General features: G+C 40.9%; 17 protein-coding genes. 5 read left to right on the top strand and 12 right to left on the bottom strand.

Annotated features, from left to right (window positions below):
- Window positions 1-162 precede the first annotated feature (162 nt).
- On the top strand, window positions 163-603 hold the full coding sequence (locus D7D53_RS09760) for a LytTR family DNA-binding domain-containing protein (RefSeq protein WP_120770822.1): 441 nt from the start codon (window positions 163-165) through the stop codon (window positions 601-603).
- A complete protein-coding gene (locus D7D53_RS09755) occupies window positions 600-1,058 on the top strand; it encodes a DUF3021 domain-containing protein (RefSeq protein WP_033682427.1) in 459 nt (152 codons plus the stop codon). The genes D7D53_RS09760 and D7D53_RS09755 overlap by 4 nt, the downstream gene beginning before the upstream one ends.
- A 41-nt stretch (window positions 1,059-1,099) precedes the next feature.
- Here D7D53_RS09755 and mutS read toward each other — a convergent pair whose 3' ends face one another.
- Window positions 1,100-3,634, bottom strand: coding sequence for a DNA mismatch repair protein MutS (mutS, locus tag D7D53_RS09750; RefSeq protein ID WP_120770821.1), 2,535 nt, complete (start codon window positions 3,632-3,634; stop codon window positions 1,100-1,102).
- Window positions 3,635-3,684: 50 nt separating this feature from the next.
- Window positions 3,685-4,131 (bottom strand): arginine repressor, encoded by a 447-nt coding sequence (argR, locus tag D7D53_RS09745; protein ID WP_001231476.1) that lies wholly within the window; start codon window positions 4,129-4,131, stop codon window positions 3,685-3,687.
- A 135-nt stretch (window positions 4,132-4,266) separates the two neighbouring features.
- Here argR and argS point away from each other — a divergent pair, with 135 nt between their 5' ends.
- Together argS and D7D53_RS09735 are read left to right on the top strand one after the other, a co-directional pair.
- Complete coding sequence (argS, locus tag D7D53_RS09740; RefSeq protein ID WP_120770820.1) at window positions 4,267-5,958, top strand: arginine--tRNA ligase; 1,692 nt, start codon at window positions 4,267-4,269, stop codon at window positions 5,956-5,958.
- A gap of 328 nt (window positions 5,959-6,286) precedes the next feature.
- Window positions 6,287-6,532 (top strand): hypothetical protein, encoded by a 246-nt coding sequence (locus tag D7D53_RS09735; protein WP_000084858.1) that lies wholly within the window; start codon window positions 6,287-6,289, stop codon window positions 6,530-6,532.
- A 166-nt stretch (window positions 6,533-6,698) separates the two neighbouring features.
- Here the strand turns inward: D7D53_RS09735 and nrdI are convergent, their stop codons facing one another.
- The 5 genes from nrdI to D7D53_RS09710 form a co-directional block, all read right to left on the bottom strand.
- Entirely contained in the window at window positions 6,699-7,163 is a 465-nt protein-coding gene (nrdI, locus tag D7D53_RS09730) for a class Ib ribonucleoside-diphosphate reductase assembly flavoprotein NrdI (protein WP_120770819.1), read from the bottom strand.
- 73 nt (window positions 7,164-7,236) lie between these two features.
- Entirely contained in the window at window positions 7,237-7,770 is a 534-nt protein-coding gene (locus D7D53_RS09725; RefSeq protein ID WP_049487383.1) for an ABC transporter permease, read from the bottom strand.
- Window positions 7,771-7,830: 60 nt separating this feature from the next.
- A complete protein-coding gene (locus tag D7D53_RS09720) occupies window positions 7,831-9,117 on the bottom strand; it encodes a response regulator transcription factor (RefSeq protein WP_049510499.1) in 1,287 nt (428 codons plus the stop codon).
- An 11-nt stretch (window positions 9,118-9,128) separates the two neighbouring features.
- Window positions 9,129-10,799, bottom strand: a complete 1,671-nt coding sequence (locus D7D53_RS09715) for a sensor histidine kinase (protein WP_342767990.1) — start codon at window positions 10,797-10,799, stop codon at window positions 9,129-9,131.
- The gene (locus D7D53_RS09710; RefSeq protein ID WP_120770817.1) at window positions 10,777-11,391 is read right to left on the bottom strand and encodes a YesL family protein; all 615 of its coding nucleotides are present in this window, start codon (window positions 11,389-11,391) and stop codon (window positions 10,777-10,779) included. The genes D7D53_RS09715 and D7D53_RS09710 overlap by 23 nt, the downstream gene beginning before the upstream one ends.
- A gap of 134 nt (window positions 11,392-11,525) precedes the next feature.
- On the opposite strand from D7D53_RS09710, the gene D7D53_RS09705 reads away from it, so the two are divergent.
- A complete protein-coding gene (locus D7D53_RS09705; protein ID WP_120770816.1) occupies window positions 11,526-12,095 on the top strand; it encodes an MptD family putative ECF transporter S component in 570 nt (189 codons plus the stop codon).
- A gap of 87 nt (window positions 12,096-12,182) precedes the next feature.
- Here the strand turns inward: D7D53_RS09705 and D7D53_RS09700 are convergent, their stop codons facing one another.
- The 5 genes from D7D53_RS09700 to D7D53_RS09680 all read right to left on the bottom strand — a co-directional run bounded on the left by D7D53_RS09700 (window position 12,183) and on the right by D7D53_RS09680 (window position 17,733).
- On the bottom strand, window positions 12,183-13,427 hold the full coding sequence (locus D7D53_RS09700) for an MFS transporter (protein WP_120770815.1): 1,245 nt from the start codon (window positions 13,425-13,427) through the stop codon (window positions 12,183-12,185).
- 184 nt (window positions 13,428-13,611) lie between these two features.
- On the bottom strand, window positions 13,612-14,349 hold the full coding sequence (locus D7D53_RS09695; RefSeq protein WP_245941797.1) for an Rgg family transcriptional regulator: 738 nt from the start codon (window positions 14,347-14,349) through the stop codon (window positions 13,612-13,614).
- Window positions 14,350-14,611: 262 nt separating this feature from the next.
- Window positions 14,612-15,304 (bottom strand): methionine ABC transporter permease, encoded by a 693-nt coding sequence (locus D7D53_RS09690; protein ID WP_000444647.1) that lies wholly within the window; start codon window positions 15,302-15,304, stop codon window positions 14,612-14,614.
- Between the two features lies 1 nt (window position 15,305).
- A complete protein-coding gene (locus D7D53_RS09685) occupies window positions 15,306-16,367 on the bottom strand; it encodes a methionine ABC transporter ATP-binding protein (protein WP_000085666.1) in 1,062 nt (353 codons plus the stop codon).
- A complete protein-coding gene (locus tag D7D53_RS09680; protein WP_120770813.1) occupies window positions 16,360-17,733 on the bottom strand; it encodes a M20 family metallopeptidase in 1,374 nt (457 codons plus the stop codon). Before D7D53_RS09680 ends, D7D53_RS09685 begins: the two co-directional genes overlap by 8 nt.
- Window positions 17,734-17,827 lie beyond the last annotated feature (94 nt).

Genomic DNA, 17,827 nt, shown 5'->3' with positions numbered 1-17,827 from the left:
GCTATTATACCATATTTCAGATAGGACAGAAAAGCAAGCACCACATAGGAGCCAAATCCATCCACATAGACAAAGTCCCTTGTCAGGTCCCCTAAAATAGTGTTTAATAAAGGTGTACAGGAAGTGATCACAATCTTGTATAACTGAAAAGGAGAGAAATTTATGAAAGTAGAACTACAGATTAGCGAGACTTACGAAGAGGAAAAGCTGATTGTGCAAGCACCTCAAGAAACCGAAAAAGTCCAAAAAGTCATCGAGTTTGCAGAAAATCTGGACCGAACAGAAAAAATCAAAGGAAAGATTGATGATCAGGTCTATCTAGTTAAGATTGGTAAGATACAACGATTCTATATCGAGAATCGGAAGGTGCTAGCAGAAACAGCCAGTCAGACCTACAATATTGATTTACGGCTCTATCAAGTCCTTGAAATTCTGCCAACAACTTTTATCCAAATTTCCCAATCAGAAATCATCAATATCAACTCCATCTCTCATCTCAAGCTCACGCCCAACGGCCTAGTAGAAATTTTCTTGAAAAACGAAAGCTTCACCTACTCTTCACGCCGTTACCTAAAAACCATCAAGGAGAAATTAGAACTATGAAAAAACAAATCTTCCACGATGCAGCTGCCGGTGTTCTTATCGGCCTCATCCTCTCTATCATCTTTTCACTCATTTATGCACCAAATACCTACGCACCACTAAGTTCCGACTCTCTCATCGGCCAAGTGATGACCCAACATCAGATTCACGGTGCCCTGGTCTTGCTCTACTGCACACTGATCTGGGCAGCCATCGGTATTCTCTTTAACTTTGGCAACCGCTTATTCAGCCGTGACTGGAGCTTACTCCGTGCGACTCTGACTCATTTTTTCCTCATGCTAGTAGGCTTTATCCCACTAGCAACCCTAGCTGGTTGGTTCCCCTTCCACTGGATTTTCTATCTCCAACTCATTATCGAGTTTGCGATTGTCTACCTCATCATTTGGACTATTTCCTATAAAAGAGCATCAAAAAAAGTAGACCATATCAACCAACTCTTGGAGCATAGAAAGTAATAGCAATAATCCCACTCACAAATGCATGAGTGGGATTATTTTTATAGTTTTTGTTTTAACTCAACCAAAACATTCATGGCCTGCATGGGTGTCATGTTGTAAATGTCCAATTTAGCTAATTCTTCTAGGATAGGATGCTCTTCTTCCGTATCAAATAGTGAAATCTGTTCTGTGACAGCATTTGTTTGTCTCATAGGAGCAGGACTTTCTGTACCTTGACTCTCTAGTTGAGTCAAAATATTATCCGCTCTAGCTAAAAGATCTGCTGGCAAACCAGCAATCTTGGCAACATGGATACCGTAGGATTTGTCAGCTGGACCTGGTTCAATCTTATGAAGGAAGGTAACCTGCCCATCCTTCTCCAAAGTTGCCACATGGACATTGACCAAGTGTTGTAAACTAGACTCCAAACTAGTCAACTCATGGTAGTGGGTCGCAAAGAGGGTCTTGGCTCCGATGTGCTCATGGATGTATTCGATGATGGACTGAGCAAGAGCCATTCCGTCATAAGTTGCCGTTCCACGACCTAACTCATCAAAAAGAATCAAGGAATTCTTTGTCGCATGCGAAATAGCATTATTGGCCTCCATCATCTCCACCATGAAGGTTGATTGCCCTGAGACCAAGTCATCTGCTGCTCCGATACGGGTAAAGATCGCATCGAAAATTGGCAAATGAGCGCTCTCAGCCGGCACATAAGAACCCAGCTGGGCCATAACCGCCGTCATGGCTAATTGACGCATGTAGGTAGACTTCCCACTCATGTTGGGCCCTGTAATCAGTTGAATACTAGTATCTTCTGCCATCTGAATCGTATTAGGAATATAGGTCTGAGCCCCCATAACCTTTTCAACGACAGCATGGCGCCCTTTCTGGATATCAATCCGCGAATCCTCTCCGAACTCTGGTCGAATCAAATGCTGGGTTTCAGCCACAACCGCCAGACTTTGCAAGACATCAACCGTCGCAATTCCTTGGGCTAGAGCTTGTAAACGCTGGATGTACTTGCTAACCTCTTCACGAATACGCATAAAAATTTCGTACTCTAGGTTAGCTGACTTCTCACGCGCCTCCAACATATCTCCCTCGATACGGGCTAATTCTTCGGTTCCAAAGCGTTCTGAGTTTTTCAGCGTTGCCTTGCGGAAAAAGTGAGCAGGCACATTTCCCAGTTGCGAATTGGTCACATGGAAATAATAGCCATCCTTCTTATTGTAGTCAATCTTAAGCGTGCTGATACCAGAGTTTTCTCGCTCCTTAGCCTCAATCTCAGCAATCCAGCTAGCCCCTTCTCTGAGAACGCGACGGTACTTGTCTAAAGTCTCATCAAATCCAGTCCGGATAATACCACCTTCTGTAATCACATGGGGAGCTTCAGGAGCAATCGCTGCGCTAATCAAACTCTCTAACTCAGGGATTCCATCCAGTTGTTCAATGAGATAGGCTAGAGCAGGTTGCTCCATCCCTTCTAAAATCGCACGAATCCGTGGTACGCTAGACAAGGTAGTCGCCAACTGCAAGAGATCCTTGGGATTGGTTTTGCCAAAAGAAACACGACTAGCCAAGCGTTCAATATCATAAACACCCTTGAGACTGTCTGTCAAATCACTGCGCTCAAAGAAATGGTCGAGGAAGACCTGCACCACTTCTTGGCGTTGGATGATTCGCTCCTTGTCAATCAAAGGACGATGAATCCAAGAACGTAACAGACGCATACCCATTGCCGTCTTAGTTTCATCTAAAAGCCAGAAAAGACTGCCTTGCTTCTTGCCCGAACGGGCATTCTCAACCAAATCCAGACTAGCCTTGGTCGCATAATCCATCTGCAAGAAATCTTTGATTTCATAGCGGATAACAGGCTTGAGGTGGTTCAATTCCCTCATCTGAGTCCGATGAACATACTGAAGCAGTTTACTAGACGCCGCTTGCTCCACCGCTGCCAATCGTGAATCCAGCAAATGAAGGTCCTCAAAGCCTTCTTTTTCATAAGAGAGCACCAGATTCATCTGGCGACTGAGGATTTGTTCTTCCTCCTCAGACAAGTCATAACCCAACACCACTTCTCGCGCCTTAAGGTTACGGACTTCCCCACAAACCAGCGTGAAATCCAATAAACCTGTCACATAAAAGTCACCGGTCACCAGGTCCATATAAGCTAGACCAAATTGATTGCCTTCGCGGTCTATAGCAACCAAAAAATTATTCTGACTGTCCGGCTTACTACTGTCGACCACTGTCCCTGGCGTAATGACTTGAACAACCTCTCGTTTCACAACTCCAACAGCTTGTTTAGGATCTTCCATCTGCTCTGCGATAGCTACCTTATAGCCCTGCTCAATCAAGACATCGATATACTGTTGGGCAGAATGATAAGGAACACCCGCCATAGGAATCGGATTGTCGGCATTCTTGTTGCGACTCGTTAAGGAAATTTCCAGAATTTGCGCAGCATTGACCGCATCCTCATAAAATAATTCATAAAAATCACCCATCCGAAAGAGCAAAAAAGCATCTGGATATTGCTTTTTAATATCCACATACTGTTGCATGCCGGGTGATAGCTTTTCTGTCGTCATTGTCCGTCTCTCCTTGTCAAAAATAAGTCTTGAGAGCAACTCCCAAGACCTTACTTATCTTTCATCAAATCTAGCAAACGATCTTCCATGAGTTTGGCAACGTGCTGGTCTCGACAAATGACCAATAAGGTATTGGCACCAGCAACTGTTCCTAAAATCCATTCATCCTTGTTTGCATCTACAATATTTGCTAAAACAGAGGCTTCGCCCAATTTGGTATGAAGTACCAAGGTAAACTCTGCTCTTGCAACACCTTCTAAATGATGAGACAAAAATTCCACCAAATCAATCTTTTCTGTCTCATTTGCTAGTACATAATACACCATATCATTTTTCTTGACCTTGGTCAAGCCGATTTCGCGCAAATCACGAGACAGGGTTGTCTGCGTCACAAAAACATTGTGCGCCTCCAACCGATCTTGAATTTCTTTTTGTGTACTTAATTTCTCCTCAGTAATCATTTTTTTTATTAACTGATGACGATCTCTTTTTCTCATAAAATCCTCTTATATGCATATTTATAACTAATTTTATAACTATATTATACCAAAAAAACAGGAGATTTCAAAAATTTTTTCTTCTTTCTTTAAAATTGTGATAAAATAGTAGAAAAGTCCAAAAAGGAGCTCTTAATGAATACAAAAGAATTGATTGCTAGCGAATTGGCTAGCGTCATTGATAGCCTGGACCAAGAGGCTATTTTAAATTTACTGGAAACCCCTAAAAACTCAGAAATGGGAGACATCGCTTTCCCTGCTTTTTCTCTTGCAAAAGTCGAACGTAAAGCACCTCAAATGATTGCGGCTGAACTGGCTGAAAAGATTAACAGCCAAGCCTTTGAAAAGGTTGTTGCAACAGGACCTTACGTTAACTTTTTCCTTGATAAATCTGCCATTTCTGCTCAAGTATTGCAAGCTGTTATCACTGAAAAAGAACACTATGCTGACCAACATATTGGTAAACAAGAAAATGTTGTTATCGATATGTCTAGTCCAAATATCGCTAAACCATTCTCTATTGGTCACCTGCGCTCAACTGTTATCGGAGATAGCTTATCACATATTTTCCAAAAAATCGGTTATCAAACAGTCAAGGTCAACCATTTGGGAGACTGGGGTAAACAGTTTGGAATGCTGATTGTTGCCTACAAAAAATGGGGTGACGAAGAAGCTGTAAAAGCTCATCCAATCGATGAACTCCTTAAACTCTATGTCCGCATCAACGCTGAAGCTGAAAATGACCCTAGCTTGGATGAAGAAGCACGCGAATGGTTCCGTAAACTTGAAAATGGAGACGAGGAAGCTCTCGCTCTTTGGCAATGGTTCCGCGATGAAAGTTTAGTGGAATTTAACCGCCTTTACAATGAACTGAAGGTTGAATTTGACAGCTACAATGGAGAAGCCTTCTACAACGATAAGATGGATGCAGTTGTAGAAATTCTTTCTGAAAAAGGCCTTCTTGTTGAGTCAGAAGGTGCCCAAGTTGTCAATCTTGAGAAATATGGAATTGAACATCCTGCCCTCATCAAGAAATCTGATGGAGCAACTCTCTATATCACACGTGACTTGGCTGCAGCCCTTTACCGTAAAAACGAATACCAATTTGCTAAATCTATCTATGTCGTTGGTCAAGAGCAATCTGCCCACTTTAAACAACTCAAAGCCGTCTTGCAAGAAATGGGCTACGACTGGAGTGACGACATTACTCACGTTCCTTTTGGTTTGGTTACAAAAGAAGGTAAGAAACTCTCTACTCGTAAAGGGAATGTCATCTTGCTAGAGCCTACTGTTGCAGAGGCTGTTAGCCGTGCCAAGGCCCAAATCGAAGCTAAAAATCCTGAACTGGAAAATAAAGACCAGGTAGCGCATGCTGTTGGAGTTGGAGCCATTAAATTCTATGACCTCAAGACCGACCGTACAAATGGATACGACTTCGACCTAGAGGCTATGGTATCCTTCGAGGGTGAAACTGGACCTTACGTTCAATACGCCTACGCTCGTATCCAATCTATCTTGCGCAAAGCAGATTTCAAGCCAGAAACAACTGGCAACTATAGCTTGAATGATGCTGAAAGTTGGGAAATCATCAAACTCATCCAAGACTTCCCACGTATTATCAACCGTGCGGCGGATAACTTTGAACCTTCTATCATTGCTAAATTTGCAATTAGCCTGGCTCAAGCCTTTAACAAATATTATGCACATACACGTATCTTGGATGAAAGTCCAGAACGCGACAGCCGTCTAGCCCTCAGCTATGCAACAGCAATCGTTCTCAAAGAAGCCCTTCGCTTGCTTGGAGTAGAAGCACCTGAGAAGATGTAAATCGCCAAAGTTACTTGATTGCAGAGCAATCTAAGTAACTAACGCCAAATCCTATTCGGACTTTGGCTAGGCGCTTCACTAGTTTTAGGACATAAATATGATTGATTTATGTCCTAAAACGTCGTAATCTTAAAGTTATTGGAACTAAAGTTCCTAATTGTTAGACGCTAGCCGCTTATATGCGGACTAGCTAACTGCTTCACTAGTCATGGCCCCCTAGATATAATCGATTTAGAGAACATGACGTCGAAACTATGGTGATTTGGTTAGGCGCTTCACTAATTCAATCTACTCACTACTACTTCTTTATCATACAGGGAGATATCCTATGAGCCAATATGCTTATATCCTCGTTGTGATTAGTTTGGTTTTCCTTTTTCTGCTCAATAAGTACGAGAAGGAGAGACTGCAAAAACTCTACCAAGAACAACTTTTAAAGGATGAAACATTTAGGACTGACATCAAAGAGAAAATTCACACAACTGAAAACATCAATGATGTCATTGCTTACATCAATAAAACTTATCACCTAGGAATGTTGCTATCAAAAGACATTACAGATCAATTGAAATAATCAAAAACCGAGAAGAAAGCTTCTCGGTTTTTTTAGGGCATAATTTTTATCTTCCAACTATAGCAAATAACATTTATATTAAAAAGTTTATAGGTAATTTTCATCTCTGCTATAGAGGGGGATATAATAAGTTCTTTCTTCTAATGATTGAAAGATCGTTATCAGCTCAACTTTCCAACTCATACAAATCTGCAATAATCCCTGCGACACGTTTGATATCTCCCAGCATACCTCGCATTTCAAAGTCAGCTAATACAGGGAAACCAAAACGTTGACTGTATTGCTTGGCTGTCAGGCAGTATTGGTTATTAAAGTTACGATTTCCTGAACCAACCACACCAAAACACTTACTAGCATTATCACCATAGGCGATAAAATCTCCCACTGGCGTTGTCAATATCTCGACATCTCCGTTATCCACGCCATTCCCACCTTCTAGGTAAGTCGGCAAAAAAGCAACATAGGGATGCTCCATTTCATAGAAATCTTGGCCTTCTTTGACCAAATCCTTGATATGAATCTTTTGAACCTCAATTCCCTCGTACCGGGACAAGAGATAGTCTTTCAAGCGCGTCACAAAACTCTCCGTATTTCCGCTCAAACTGATGTAGACCAAGGAAACTTTTTTCATGTTCTCCTCCTTTTTTTAAATCATAAAAAATAACTACCAAGATTGTATCTTGATAGTTATGCTTTGTCAACTCTTAGGCAAGTTCTTCCTCTTCTTGAGTTTCTGTCAATTCTTTTTGCTGACGCCACATTTTATAGAAGACGATTGCTAGGAAGATAACATTGAGTACGATCCCAAAAATAGCAGAACCTTTGGCACCAAGCTCCGCTCCCATACGGATGTTAGGATCTGTAAAAAGTAAAACCGCATCCTGAACGCCGATAAAGTTGTAGATAGAACCAACGATGGCAACGAAGACATAAGCAAGATAAGTGTAGTTGGCCAATTGGATGTTTTTACGAACAAGGAAAACCAAAGACACAACCACCAGAATAACAGATAAGACAACCAAGAGAATGTTGAAGATAGAATGACCATGCTCCGATACCTTAATGGTGTAAGCAACGAGCTCCTTAGCATAAGTAGCATTAACACCTGATGCTGATGTTTCTAGATTGTTCATACCCTCCGCAGTGGGTACTGGAGATATGATTCCAAATAGTGACATTGCTGAGAGTAAGGCTGAAAAAATCAGTAATACCCATAGATAGATTGGTTTCTTTTTCATAATAGAACCTCCTGATATTATTATCGATATTATAGCACTTTTTGTAAAGGGATACAAATATTATAGTGTGGTTTCCACCTGTTTTCGGTAGGCTTTTGGCGATTTTCCGCACAATTTTCGGAACACTTTATAGAAATATCCAACATTACTGTAACCAACAGCATAACAAATATCTTCAATACTGTCACTAGTTGAAAGCAAGAGCTGCTGGGCAGCCTTAATGCGTTGTTTATTTAGTAACTCTGCGAAGGTCGAATTGGTTTCACGCTTAATCAACTGTCCCAGATAAACAGGATTGATAAAGAGATCCTTACTGATATCCTTGAGAGAAAGTTCTTTCTGATAATCACTCCCAATGACTTCTAGCACACTAACCACATTTTCATTCATCCGATATTGTCCAAAGAATCGAGTCAGAGTTTCCTTGATATAAGGAACCAATTCATCGAAGGTTTGAATAGCATGAATCGTTTTGACAATATCCGTCAAATCATCAGCCTTTAGATGTTCAAACAAATGAAAGACATCCATGACAAACTGGATAAAAAGCTGTTTGGTAATCGGAACACGCGGCGTATTTTCAAGAACCACCTTCTCCAAGAGATTTAACTCTTCTACGATTTGATTGAGATTCCCCTGAATGATAACCCTATAAATCGGTTCGTAGTAGGCAAAGAGACTCTCAGACCGTTGTAGATTTACAGAGCCGTAAAAGAGGGCTTTCTCAGCATTCAGCTTCCAGCGTTCAAAGTGTTCTTGATAGGGAGCTTCAAAGGGAGTAACGACTAAACCATCTAGGGGTTGGTCAGAAATGAAAATCTGCCAGTCTTGACCCAAGACATAGTAGGGAATGGTGAAAGAGCCTTGTTTTTCCTTGGATAGGCCTATCCACCAATTCTCCTTACCTCCTAGATAACTAACAAATCCAGCCTCGTCTAAATCTTGACTGAGGATCTGACTTTTCTTTCCTCTCTCGCCGAGCTGACCTGCAATCTTCTCCAGCAGATTTCCCAACTCTACCTTATCAACAGGTTTGACCAGATAGTCCACCACACTAAGGTTCATTGCTCTTTTTACATAATCAAACTCCTGATAACCTGAGAGCAGGATATAGGCAGCATCTGGTAAGATTTCTTTCATCTCCCGAATCATATCAAGCCCTGTTTTGTCGGGCATATTGACATCGGAAATGACTACATCGACGGGATTTTTCTGAACATATTCTAGGGCTTCATCGGCATGACTGGCTGTTGCGACGACCTCCATATCCCACTTATCAAAAGGAATCAAACGTTTCAGACCTTCTGTCACCATGTACTCATCATCTACTAATAATACTTTATACATTTTCTCCCTTTCTACTCATCTTGAATTGTAATACGATACTGAACACCTGCTTGCTCCGCAGACTCTATAGTAATGGCATAGCGATCCCCAAAATAGAGCACAAAACGCTCATGGACATTGACAATCCCGATAGACTGCTTTTGTTCACTATAACTGGCTTGGTGTTCAAAATGTCTCTGCCTTAACTTTTCTCGGATATCGACCAGCTTTTCAGTCGACATTCCACGGCCATTATCTACCACCAAAATTTCTACAAAACCAGCCTGTTTAAGCGCCTTGATGCTAATCACATTATCTGTCCGTCTGTGGTCAACACCATGCGCGAAATAATTTTCTACCAGCGGTTGTAAGGTAAACTTAGGAATCTTCATATTCTCTAACTCTGGGTCTATCTTGAAACCATAGGCAATGGACTTGGGATAACGAACCATGCAAAGATAACTATATTTACGACAAAATTCTAATTCCTGCTTGAGAAGAGTTTCTCTTTCGTCCGAAATATTATTACGCAACAGGCTACTGAACTCATAAATGATATCTGCCAACTCATCTTGACTTTGCATGACTGCGTACATGCGCAAGAACTCCAGCGTATTGTACATGAAGTGAGGGTTGATTTGCGCCTGCAAGGCCCGCATATTGGCATCTTTTTGACTAAGCTCTAACTGATAAATATCATGGATATTCTTTTCCAATCGATCCAACATATCATTGGTCGTCTCCGCGATTAGGAGCAATTCCTGATCCTTTTCAAGTGTGTCAATACGAAGACCTTCCTCTCCTTGGGCAATAGCTTGGATGGAATCCACTAAATCCACTACCTGCTTTTGATAATTTGAAAAAGTCTTCCTCAAAGTCAGATAGAGAATGACAATAAAGAGAAGGCTCAAACCCACAATCAAAGCAGAGCTGGCAACTGTTCCTTGTAAAACAAAGTTTTTAGGAACTGCCACCTGAACCTGATATCCATGAGAAGTCATACCAACAAACCAGTTCTCATGTTCCCTATTGACCCTCTCACCAATATGAAAAATCTCCGTATCAAATGGTGATGTCACAGTAACAGCCATCGGAATATGACCTCGGGTATTGTCAATGGCATGATATAAAACTTCTGGATCCAAGGAGATGTATATCACTCCTATAGATTGATCCGTTGCTGGATCCAGAACTGGAATTCCAAAACTATTGGCCTCTGGTTTAAAGGCCTCAGCTGGCAAGACATGACCACTTCTTTTATCCCTTGTTGAAACATAAACTTCTTTAAAATCCTGCAAGACGATTGCAACACCCGTTATAGAGTCATTTTGGACATAAAGATCATCAATGTTTTCATACAGAGAAATAGAAGTTGACGAAGCTGCTTGATGCTCCAACAGCCAATAAAAATACTCAGAAGTTGACAAGCTAAAGTACTTATAAACCCCTTGTATCCGGTCTTGATTGGCTACCAAATCTTGCGCTAGCTGGGCTGACTCGCGATAATAATACTCTACCTCATCGACTGTTCGAGTGGTTACACGTTGGGCTACTCTCTGGGCTTCCTTTTCCCGTGAATCCCAGTCAGCGTAAGAGAGTAAGATTGCAAAACTCGCAATAATAATCATCATAACTGAACTGTAGGTTCTTAGAAGCGTATGTAGCCAAAACTGCTTCATTCTATCTTGTCGCCAATTTTTCATGGATACTTTCATAGACCGGTTCCAACATATCACTGATAAAGAAATGCCACATCCCAATTCCTACAAAGAAGAGCAGAGCAGGCATATAGTAACCAATTGCCACAAGTAACACTGTCCCAAGGAGAACCTTGGCCACAGCTGCTAGGCTCATAAAGATGCCAATCAAGGATAGTTTGAGGCTATTTCGATAGGATAAGTCAAAATAAACTTGTAATTTCAAAGACACTGTATAGGCCAAAAAGAGCAGGGCGACTACTAGGACATTCAAAAAGGTAGCAATCAAATGAATGATGGTTTGATGAGGCAATTGCACCAAGAGATACAAGCCATAGATTAAAACTAAATCCACCCCTAAAAAGCTATAGAAAATCAGGTTGCTTGAGACAAAATTTTGCTTGTAAAGAGACCAAGCCTCCTTCAAACTGTATTCCCGAAAGCTATAACCATGTTCTGCATACAAGCTCATCAAGGTGGCACCAGCTGGCGCTAGACCAAGGATAATCCCTCCTGCCAATGTTAATAGCCAAAAGAAGGCTGTCGCAATCATTCCTAAAAAGAAACGATTAAAGACAAAGTCTAAAAATCTCCCCATGATATCCTCCTAAAAATAACTATGAAACTATTATATCATATTTCAAACGTTTTCAAAAACTTCTAGTATCCATTTACAATCCCATCAAACCATGGTAAAATGAGAATTGTGAAAAAATTATCAGGAGACAATTCATGAAGAAATCTATCTTAACTACACTTCTTTTTGCAGTTCTTTACTTCCTCTGCATGGGGATTGGTGTCCTTTTGGGCAATCTCCTTGACCAAACTGGAAACATGTTTTATGCACCTGCCTTTACTGCCCTTGTCGGCGGTAGCGTCTATATGATTCTAGTCGCAAAAGTTCCGCGCTTTGGAGCCATTACCACTATCGGCCTTGTCATCGCCCTCTTTTTCTTGGGGAGCAAACACGGTGCCGGTGCCTTCCTTCCTGGAATTATCTGTGGTCTCCTAGCAGATGGAGTAGCTCATTTAGGAAAATACAAGGACCAAACAAAAAATTTGCTTTCTTTCATTATTTTCGCCTTTAGCTCAACTGGCCCAATCTTACTCATGTGGATTGCTCCCAAAGCCTATATGGCAACCCTTCTAGCAAGAGGAAAATCCCAAGAATATATCGACCGTATCATGGTCGCACCAAACCCTGGAACCGTCCTTCTATTTATCGTAAGTATTATCATCGGAGCCCTAGTTGGTGCCTTGATTGGACAAGCCTTGAGTAAAAAATTTGCACAGAAAATCTGATAAATAAAAAGAGCCAGGCGGCTCTTTTTTATTTATGACTCAAGACTTAGTCAAGAAGATTTTTCTAGTAATCCTGAGCTTTCTAGGTTAAAATTTTTTACCTGAAAAACTTCTTTTTTCTAACGATAAAATGAACCCTATCACACTCCCTGCTAAAAAGACCCACCAACAAATCCTGATATCTTGTAAAGCTAAGAAGGAAAATACAGACATCCCCAAGGGTAATGTTAAGGAAAAAATCATACTCAAGAGATTATTACTTCGAGCTAATACATCCGCGCTCAAATTAGACAGTAACAGAGTATCTAATTTAGGCATTGATTTCGACATCAAATACATGACAAAAGCTAAGCAAGCAACACCTACTAGAGGAGAAAAATCTAAAATATTAGCAGTAGCAAGCAAGACAAACAGAATTGCATTGAGCGATAACAAACTTGAAAACGACAATTTTCCAAAATAATCATGGGGAGTTAGGCTACCAAGAATAGCTCCTCCCAAGCTGACACATTCAATTAAAAATAGGGCTTGAGCATAGCTGAGATGGTAGATAGTATGGTCTAATAAGTAAAAGTGATAAATACCTCCAACAGCTCCTCCCAAAGTATTCATTACCAAAATGACAAGGATCATTTTAAACAATGATTTACTTTCTCTCTGCCTAAAGATATCATCCATGTCCGCATAGATTGCCTTAACTTGTTGAAGTAAACTAATCGACTCATTCTCTACCGTTACAGACAAGTGCGTCAGTTCTCTTCTATTTTTGAACAAAATAAGAGAAGATAGCAAAAAGAAACCAGCATTCACAATTGCAACAAAAGAAAAATTTTGATGGCTGGTTGTGAGTAACCACACTCCTAAGGCTTGACCTCCTAGATTTGATAAATAGGAAACAAACTGAGTAAAGGAATAAGCTTCATAGAGCTTATTTTCCGAAATATTATGCTGGATAATCGGCATACGAAGGCCTGCTGTATAATCTGATAAAATATCCGAACAGATATTAACCATACAGATAAAAGCAAACGTTACGAAGTTCTGGTCATGAATCACACTAGCAATCAAAAGAAATAGTAGACTTTGCACACAACCAACCCAGATAATTGTTCCTGCTTTATTTCGAGTATGATCAGCCTTAATCCCAACATAAAAAGTAAATAGGAAAGGTAAAATCGTAATTATATTCGCCATAAATACAGCTATATTTTTAAAGGGTAGACTCGCAGCGTAAACGATAAATACCAGATTATAAATATAAGCTCCACTTGAGCTCAAAAACCTTGATAAGGTCAGTATTCTAAATAAATGATGTCTTAAGAATAGTTTCATAACAGGCCTTTCTCACATTTCAAAGAGTATTCTATTGAATCCAGTCTAACAAAAAAAGCGGGGCTCCCCACTTTTTTGTAATATATTTTTTCTGAAAATAGAAACTCTAGCGCCTAGAAACTACTAATTATCAATCCATCTACAAGGCTATTTATTTTTCATCAGTCGATGTAACGAGAATATATTACAAATCTTTATTTGAAAGCTGATTTGCAAAATAGTTTTCATAGTATCTTGCACCACCTACATACTCTAAATCTTGTAAGATTGTAATGCCTCTCTGGATTTTTTCAAGACCCTTATTTTCTACATTAAAAATAGTATCATAATACCCTTTAGCAATCATATAAATGATTTTAAGATAAGCTTCAGATTCTGGTAAATCGCGGTTTTCAATCTGAAAGGTAAAATAGTCTGCTTTTAATTTATCCTTTTCCTCTATCGCTTTAAAGAGTCCATTAATTAAAATGGTATCAATAGCGACTTTGTTACTAGGTAAAGAGCCTAATAAATCCGTCTTTTGTAACATCTCCCTAGAATATTTAAAATAGAGGGGCAGAGGAAACAAAGTAGAAATCGTTGAAAATAGTTCTAATTCATAATTTCCCCAGATATCAATAGTAAAAAAATAGTCATAGAGAAAAGTCAGTTCTTCATCCGTTGCCCTTATTTCTGAAGCAAAAAACACAAGAAGGCTTTTGATACGAATCATTTGTAAAAGATAGCTCTTTTCACCACTTAATCTATACTTTTGAGTCGTCTCTTCATACAAGGAATGGAGAGAATCAATCCCTCCTCTGTCATATAAATCCCAGAGATTTTCTTGAAAAGCCAAAACCTTTTTCTGAGAAAAACCACGTACCAAGTACATAAATTCATTCAAATCAGAGTGGATGTTATCTAAGGCAGTAATCAATTTCATAGATGATAAGTCTGCTTCTCCACGCTCAAATTTGCTCAGCATGGAATAAGTAAACTCTCCTCCCGTCGCCTCCTGTAGAGATACATTCCGACTCTTTCTCAATTCTTTAAAAACTTCTCCCAGATTTTGCATATTGACTCCCCACAATTCTTAACTCTCTTACTCTTAAAAGTAACGGTTGATAGCAGCTAGTACAGAGAATTTTAAGTCTTGACTATAACGACAACTCCTATGAATGATGTACAGATTGCCTAGCTCTTTTTTATTTATGACTCAATTTCTTAGTCAAGAAATCTCCCAAGAATTGGATTGCAAAGATAATCAAAATGATAATGATGGTTGCCAAGATAGTTACATCGTGATTGTAGCGGTTAAATCCATAGGCGATGGCTACGTTACCGATACCACCAGCTCCAACCGCACCGGCCATAGCTGTTTCTCCAACAAGAGAAATCAAGGTCACAGTCGTCACACGGATCAAATCTGGAAGACCTTCTGATAGGTAAACACCTACGATATCCCAGAATGTCGCTCCGCTAGCTTGAGCCGCCTCAATGACACCACCATCTAGCTCAGCCAATACCACCTGTACTTGACGGGCAAAGAAGGCAAAGACTGCAAAAGATAGCGGTACGATAGCCGCATTTGGACCAATGCTTGTTCCTACGATTAGATGAGAGAAGGGTGACAAGACTGCCAAGAGGATGATGAAAGGAACCGCACGGAAAATAGAGGTGATTTTATCCAAAATCCAGAAAACGACTTTATTTTCCAAGACACCACCTGGCGCTGTCAAGACAAGGAAGAGACCTGCAACAAGCCCCAAGAAACCTCCGATGATGAAGGAAAGAACTGTCATATAAAGAGTTAGGTAGATGGCTGTTCCCCAGCCTGCTTGACCAGCCCAACCCATTTTATAGACATTTGGCAAATAGGTTTGAATCAATGATTCCATCTTACTGTCCTCCCTTCAATACTTTTAGTTGTACGCCTGCTTGACGAATGGCTTCTTGAGCACCTGCTAGCGCTGCTTTTTCACCTGACAAGACCACAACCAATTCTCCAACAGGAGTGCCGTCAAGGATTTCGATATTCCCATAGAGGATATTAGCTGTTACTTGGTAATGCTTGTACAATTCATTCAAAAGTGGCTCGTCTGTCGAAGCACCTGCATACTTGAGTTGCACTAAAAGACTGTTTTCAGACAAGTGTTCCACGATTTCTTGCTTCTCAATCTTGACCATGGCTTCGTCAATACCTGTAGCTGTTGAGATAAAGTCTTGAGTCAAGGGTTGTTTAGGGTCTGAGAAGATTTCAAGAACACTACCCTCTTCAATTAAATGCCCATCCTGCATAACTGCCACACGATTGGCAATATCTTTGACAATCTGCATTTCATGCGTAATCAAGACAACAGTCAAGCCTAATTTTTGGTTCAAATCTTGCAACAAGGCCAAAATCTGCTTGGTTGTCTTAGGGTCAAGGGCAGAAGTTGACTCGTCTGAAATTAAGATTTTTGGATCATTTGCCAAAGCACGCGCAATGGCCACACGCTGCTTTTGCCCTCCAGATAGTTGTGAAGGGTAGTTTTCAGCACGGTCTGCCAAGCCAACCAAGTCCAACAACTTAGCTACTTTAGCCTTCTTTTCTTCCTTGCTGAGTCCAGAATGTTTAAGGGCAAAGGCTACATTCTCCTCTGCTGTCTTTTGGCTCATCAGGTTAAAATGCTGGAAAATCATTCCGATATCCTGACGTTTACGACGCAACTGCTCGGCCGTCAAGGTCACCTTGCCATCAAAAATCACATCGTCGTCAATGGTAATTTTCCCTGCAGATGGCTTTTGCAAAAGGTTAATCACCCGTACAAGGGTTGATTTCCCTGCTCCAGAATATCCAACGATTCCGTAGATATCCCCTTCTTGGATGTGAATGGTCACATCCTTGACCGCTGTGATGGTTCTCTTCTTCTGATGAAAAGTCACATCGATCTGATCTAACTTGATAATATCTCTACTCATAGCTTCTAATCAGCTCCTCTACTAATTCAATATGGGTGTAATAATCGGCGATTCGCACATTTTCATCTCCACCGTGGTCCCGGCTATTAGCATTTCCTAGACCGAAGGCCACCATTGGCACCTCTAGGGCGTCAAATACCGTATGCATAGGCCCAGTGCCTGCTGTAGTCGGCAAGACTGAAACGCCCTGTGGATAGAATTTCTTGGCCAACTCGATTACATTGAGAATGGCCGGCGCGCTCATATCGCTTCGATAGCTCATCTCTCCCAAGGTATAGTATAATTCTACCTTATCAAAGCCATTTTTGTCTAGCTGTTTCCGAATTTTTTCCAGAACATCATGCGGTTCTAGGCCAGGAACCAAACGAACTTCTAACTTAGCACTAGCTTCTGCAGGCAAAATCGTTTTAACCCCTTGCCCTTGGTAACCTGACTGAATCCCTTCGATATTAAGGGCTGGCTCGAAAAAGAAACGTTTTAGGAAGGCAGCGCGTTCCTCTTGTAAAAGAGGCAATTCTAAACCATAAATCTGGCTGATTTCCCCAGGATTGCGTTGGGCATAAGTATCCACCAATGCCAATTCCCGTTCATTTGGCTCATGTACTTTTTCGTATAAACCTTCAACCAAGATACGGCCATCTGCGGCACGAAGAGACTGTAAGGCTTGAAGGAGGTACCACGGGGCTGATTCCACAACCCCACCATAACTAGAGTGGATATCGACATCAGCGCTTTTTACCTTGGCATCAAAGGTCACAATCCCCTTATTTCCACCAGAAATTTCCAGCTGTTCCAAGGCATTTTTGGTCCCTTGTTCCCAGACCAACAAATCTGCCCCACGGAGTTTATCCGCATGTTTTTCCAGATACTTATCTAGGTCTGTTGAAGCCGATTCCTCCGCTCCCTCCATGATAAAACTAATGTTGACAGGCAGGTCATCATGGTGCTGCATATATTTTCTCAAAGCACTCAAACGAGCCGTGATATGACCCTTGTCGTCATCAACCCCACGTCCATACATGAAGCCATTGCGGACTGAAAGAGTAAAAGGATCCTCTGTCCACACCTGATCCCCATCTGCTGGCACAGTGTCATAGTGGTTATAGAAAATCAAGGTCTTGGCATCTGGACGCGAACTCTTGAAATGTGCCATGACAAAGGGCGCCGTATAAGTATCATCAATCTCCACTTCAGCCCCAACGCGCTTGAAAATCTCACCCAGATAGGTTGCGACTTCCTTAAGTCCAACCTGCTGGGCAAAAACTGATTTCTTAGAAATCAAGGTACGTAAAACCTCAAAATAATGCTGGGCTACATGATCCTTTTCAAATTTTTCGATCTGTTCTTGTTCGCTAGGAAAAACCATATTCTCTCTACCTTTCTATGAACGAATAGTCTTCTTTACAATCCATGCTCTATACAAAAGCAAGAGGTGGAATTTTCTCTCCCACCTCCCTGTT

This window comes from Streptococcus gwangjuense (assembly GCF_003627155.1).
In the GTDB taxonomy this organism is placed as follows: Bacteria; Bacillota; Bacilli; order Lactobacillales; family Streptococcaceae; genus Streptococcus; species Streptococcus gwangjuensis.
This window is presented reverse-complemented; position numbering and strand designations above follow the sequence as displayed.

Coding starts and splice junctions, on each gene's coding strand:
- D7D53_RS09760 (WP_120770822.1), top strand. CDS start 163: ATGAAAGTAGAACTACAGATTAGCGAGACTTACGAAGAGGAAAAGCTG.
- D7D53_RS09755 (WP_033682427.1), top strand. CDS start 600: ATGAAAAAACAAATCTTCCACGATGCAGCTGCCGGTGTTCTTATCGGC.
- mutS (WP_120770821.1), bottom strand. CDS start 3,634: ATGACGACAGAAAAGCTATCACCCGGCATGCAACAGTATGTGGATATT.
- argR (WP_001231476.1), bottom strand. CDS start 4,131: ATGAGAAAAAGAGATCGTCATCAGTTAATAAAAAAAATGATTACTGAG.
- argS (WP_120770820.1), top strand. CDS start 4,267: ATGAATACAAAAGAATTGATTGCTAGCGAATTGGCTAGCGTCATTGAT.
- D7D53_RS09735 (WP_000084858.1), top strand. CDS start 6,287: ATGAGCCAATATGCTTATATCCTCGTTGTGATTAGTTTGGTTTTCCTT.
- nrdI (WP_120770819.1), bottom strand. CDS start 7,163: ATGAAAAAAGTTTCCTTGGTCTACATCAGTTTGAGCGGAAATACGGAG.
- D7D53_RS09725 (WP_049487383.1), bottom strand. CDS start 7,770: ATGAAAAAGAAACCAATCTATCTATGGGTATTACTGATTTTTTCAGCC.
- D7D53_RS09720 (WP_049510499.1), bottom strand. CDS start 9,117: ATGTATAAAGTATTATTAGTAGATGATGAGTACATGGTGACAGAAGGT.
- D7D53_RS09715 (WP_342767990.1), bottom strand. CDS start 10,799: ATGAAAAATTGGCGACAAGATAGAATGAAGCAGTTTTGGCTACATACG.
- D7D53_RS09710 (WP_120770817.1), bottom strand. CDS start 11,391: ATGGGGAGATTTTTAGACTTTGTCTTTAATCGTTTCTTTTTAGGAATG.
- D7D53_RS09705 (WP_120770816.1), top strand. CDS start 11,526: ATGAAGAAATCTATCTTAACTACACTTCTTTTTGCAGTTCTTTACTTC.
- D7D53_RS09700 (WP_120770815.1), bottom strand. CDS start 13,427: ATGAAACTATTCTTAAGACATCATTTATTTAGAATACTGACCTTATCA.
- D7D53_RS09695 (WP_245941797.1), bottom strand. CDS start 14,349: ATGAAATTGATTACTGCCTTAGATAACATCCACTCTGATTTGAATGAA.
- D7D53_RS09690 (WP_000444647.1), bottom strand. CDS start 15,304: ATGGAATCATTGATTCAAACCTATTTGCCAAATGTCTATAAAATGGGT.
- D7D53_RS09685 (WP_000085666.1), bottom strand. CDS start 16,367: ATGAGTAGAGATATTATCAAGTTAGATCAGATCGATGTGACTTTTCAT.
- D7D53_RS09680 (WP_120770813.1), bottom strand. CDS start 17,733: ATGGTTTTTCCTAGCGAACAAGAACAGATCGAAAAATTTGAAAAGGAT.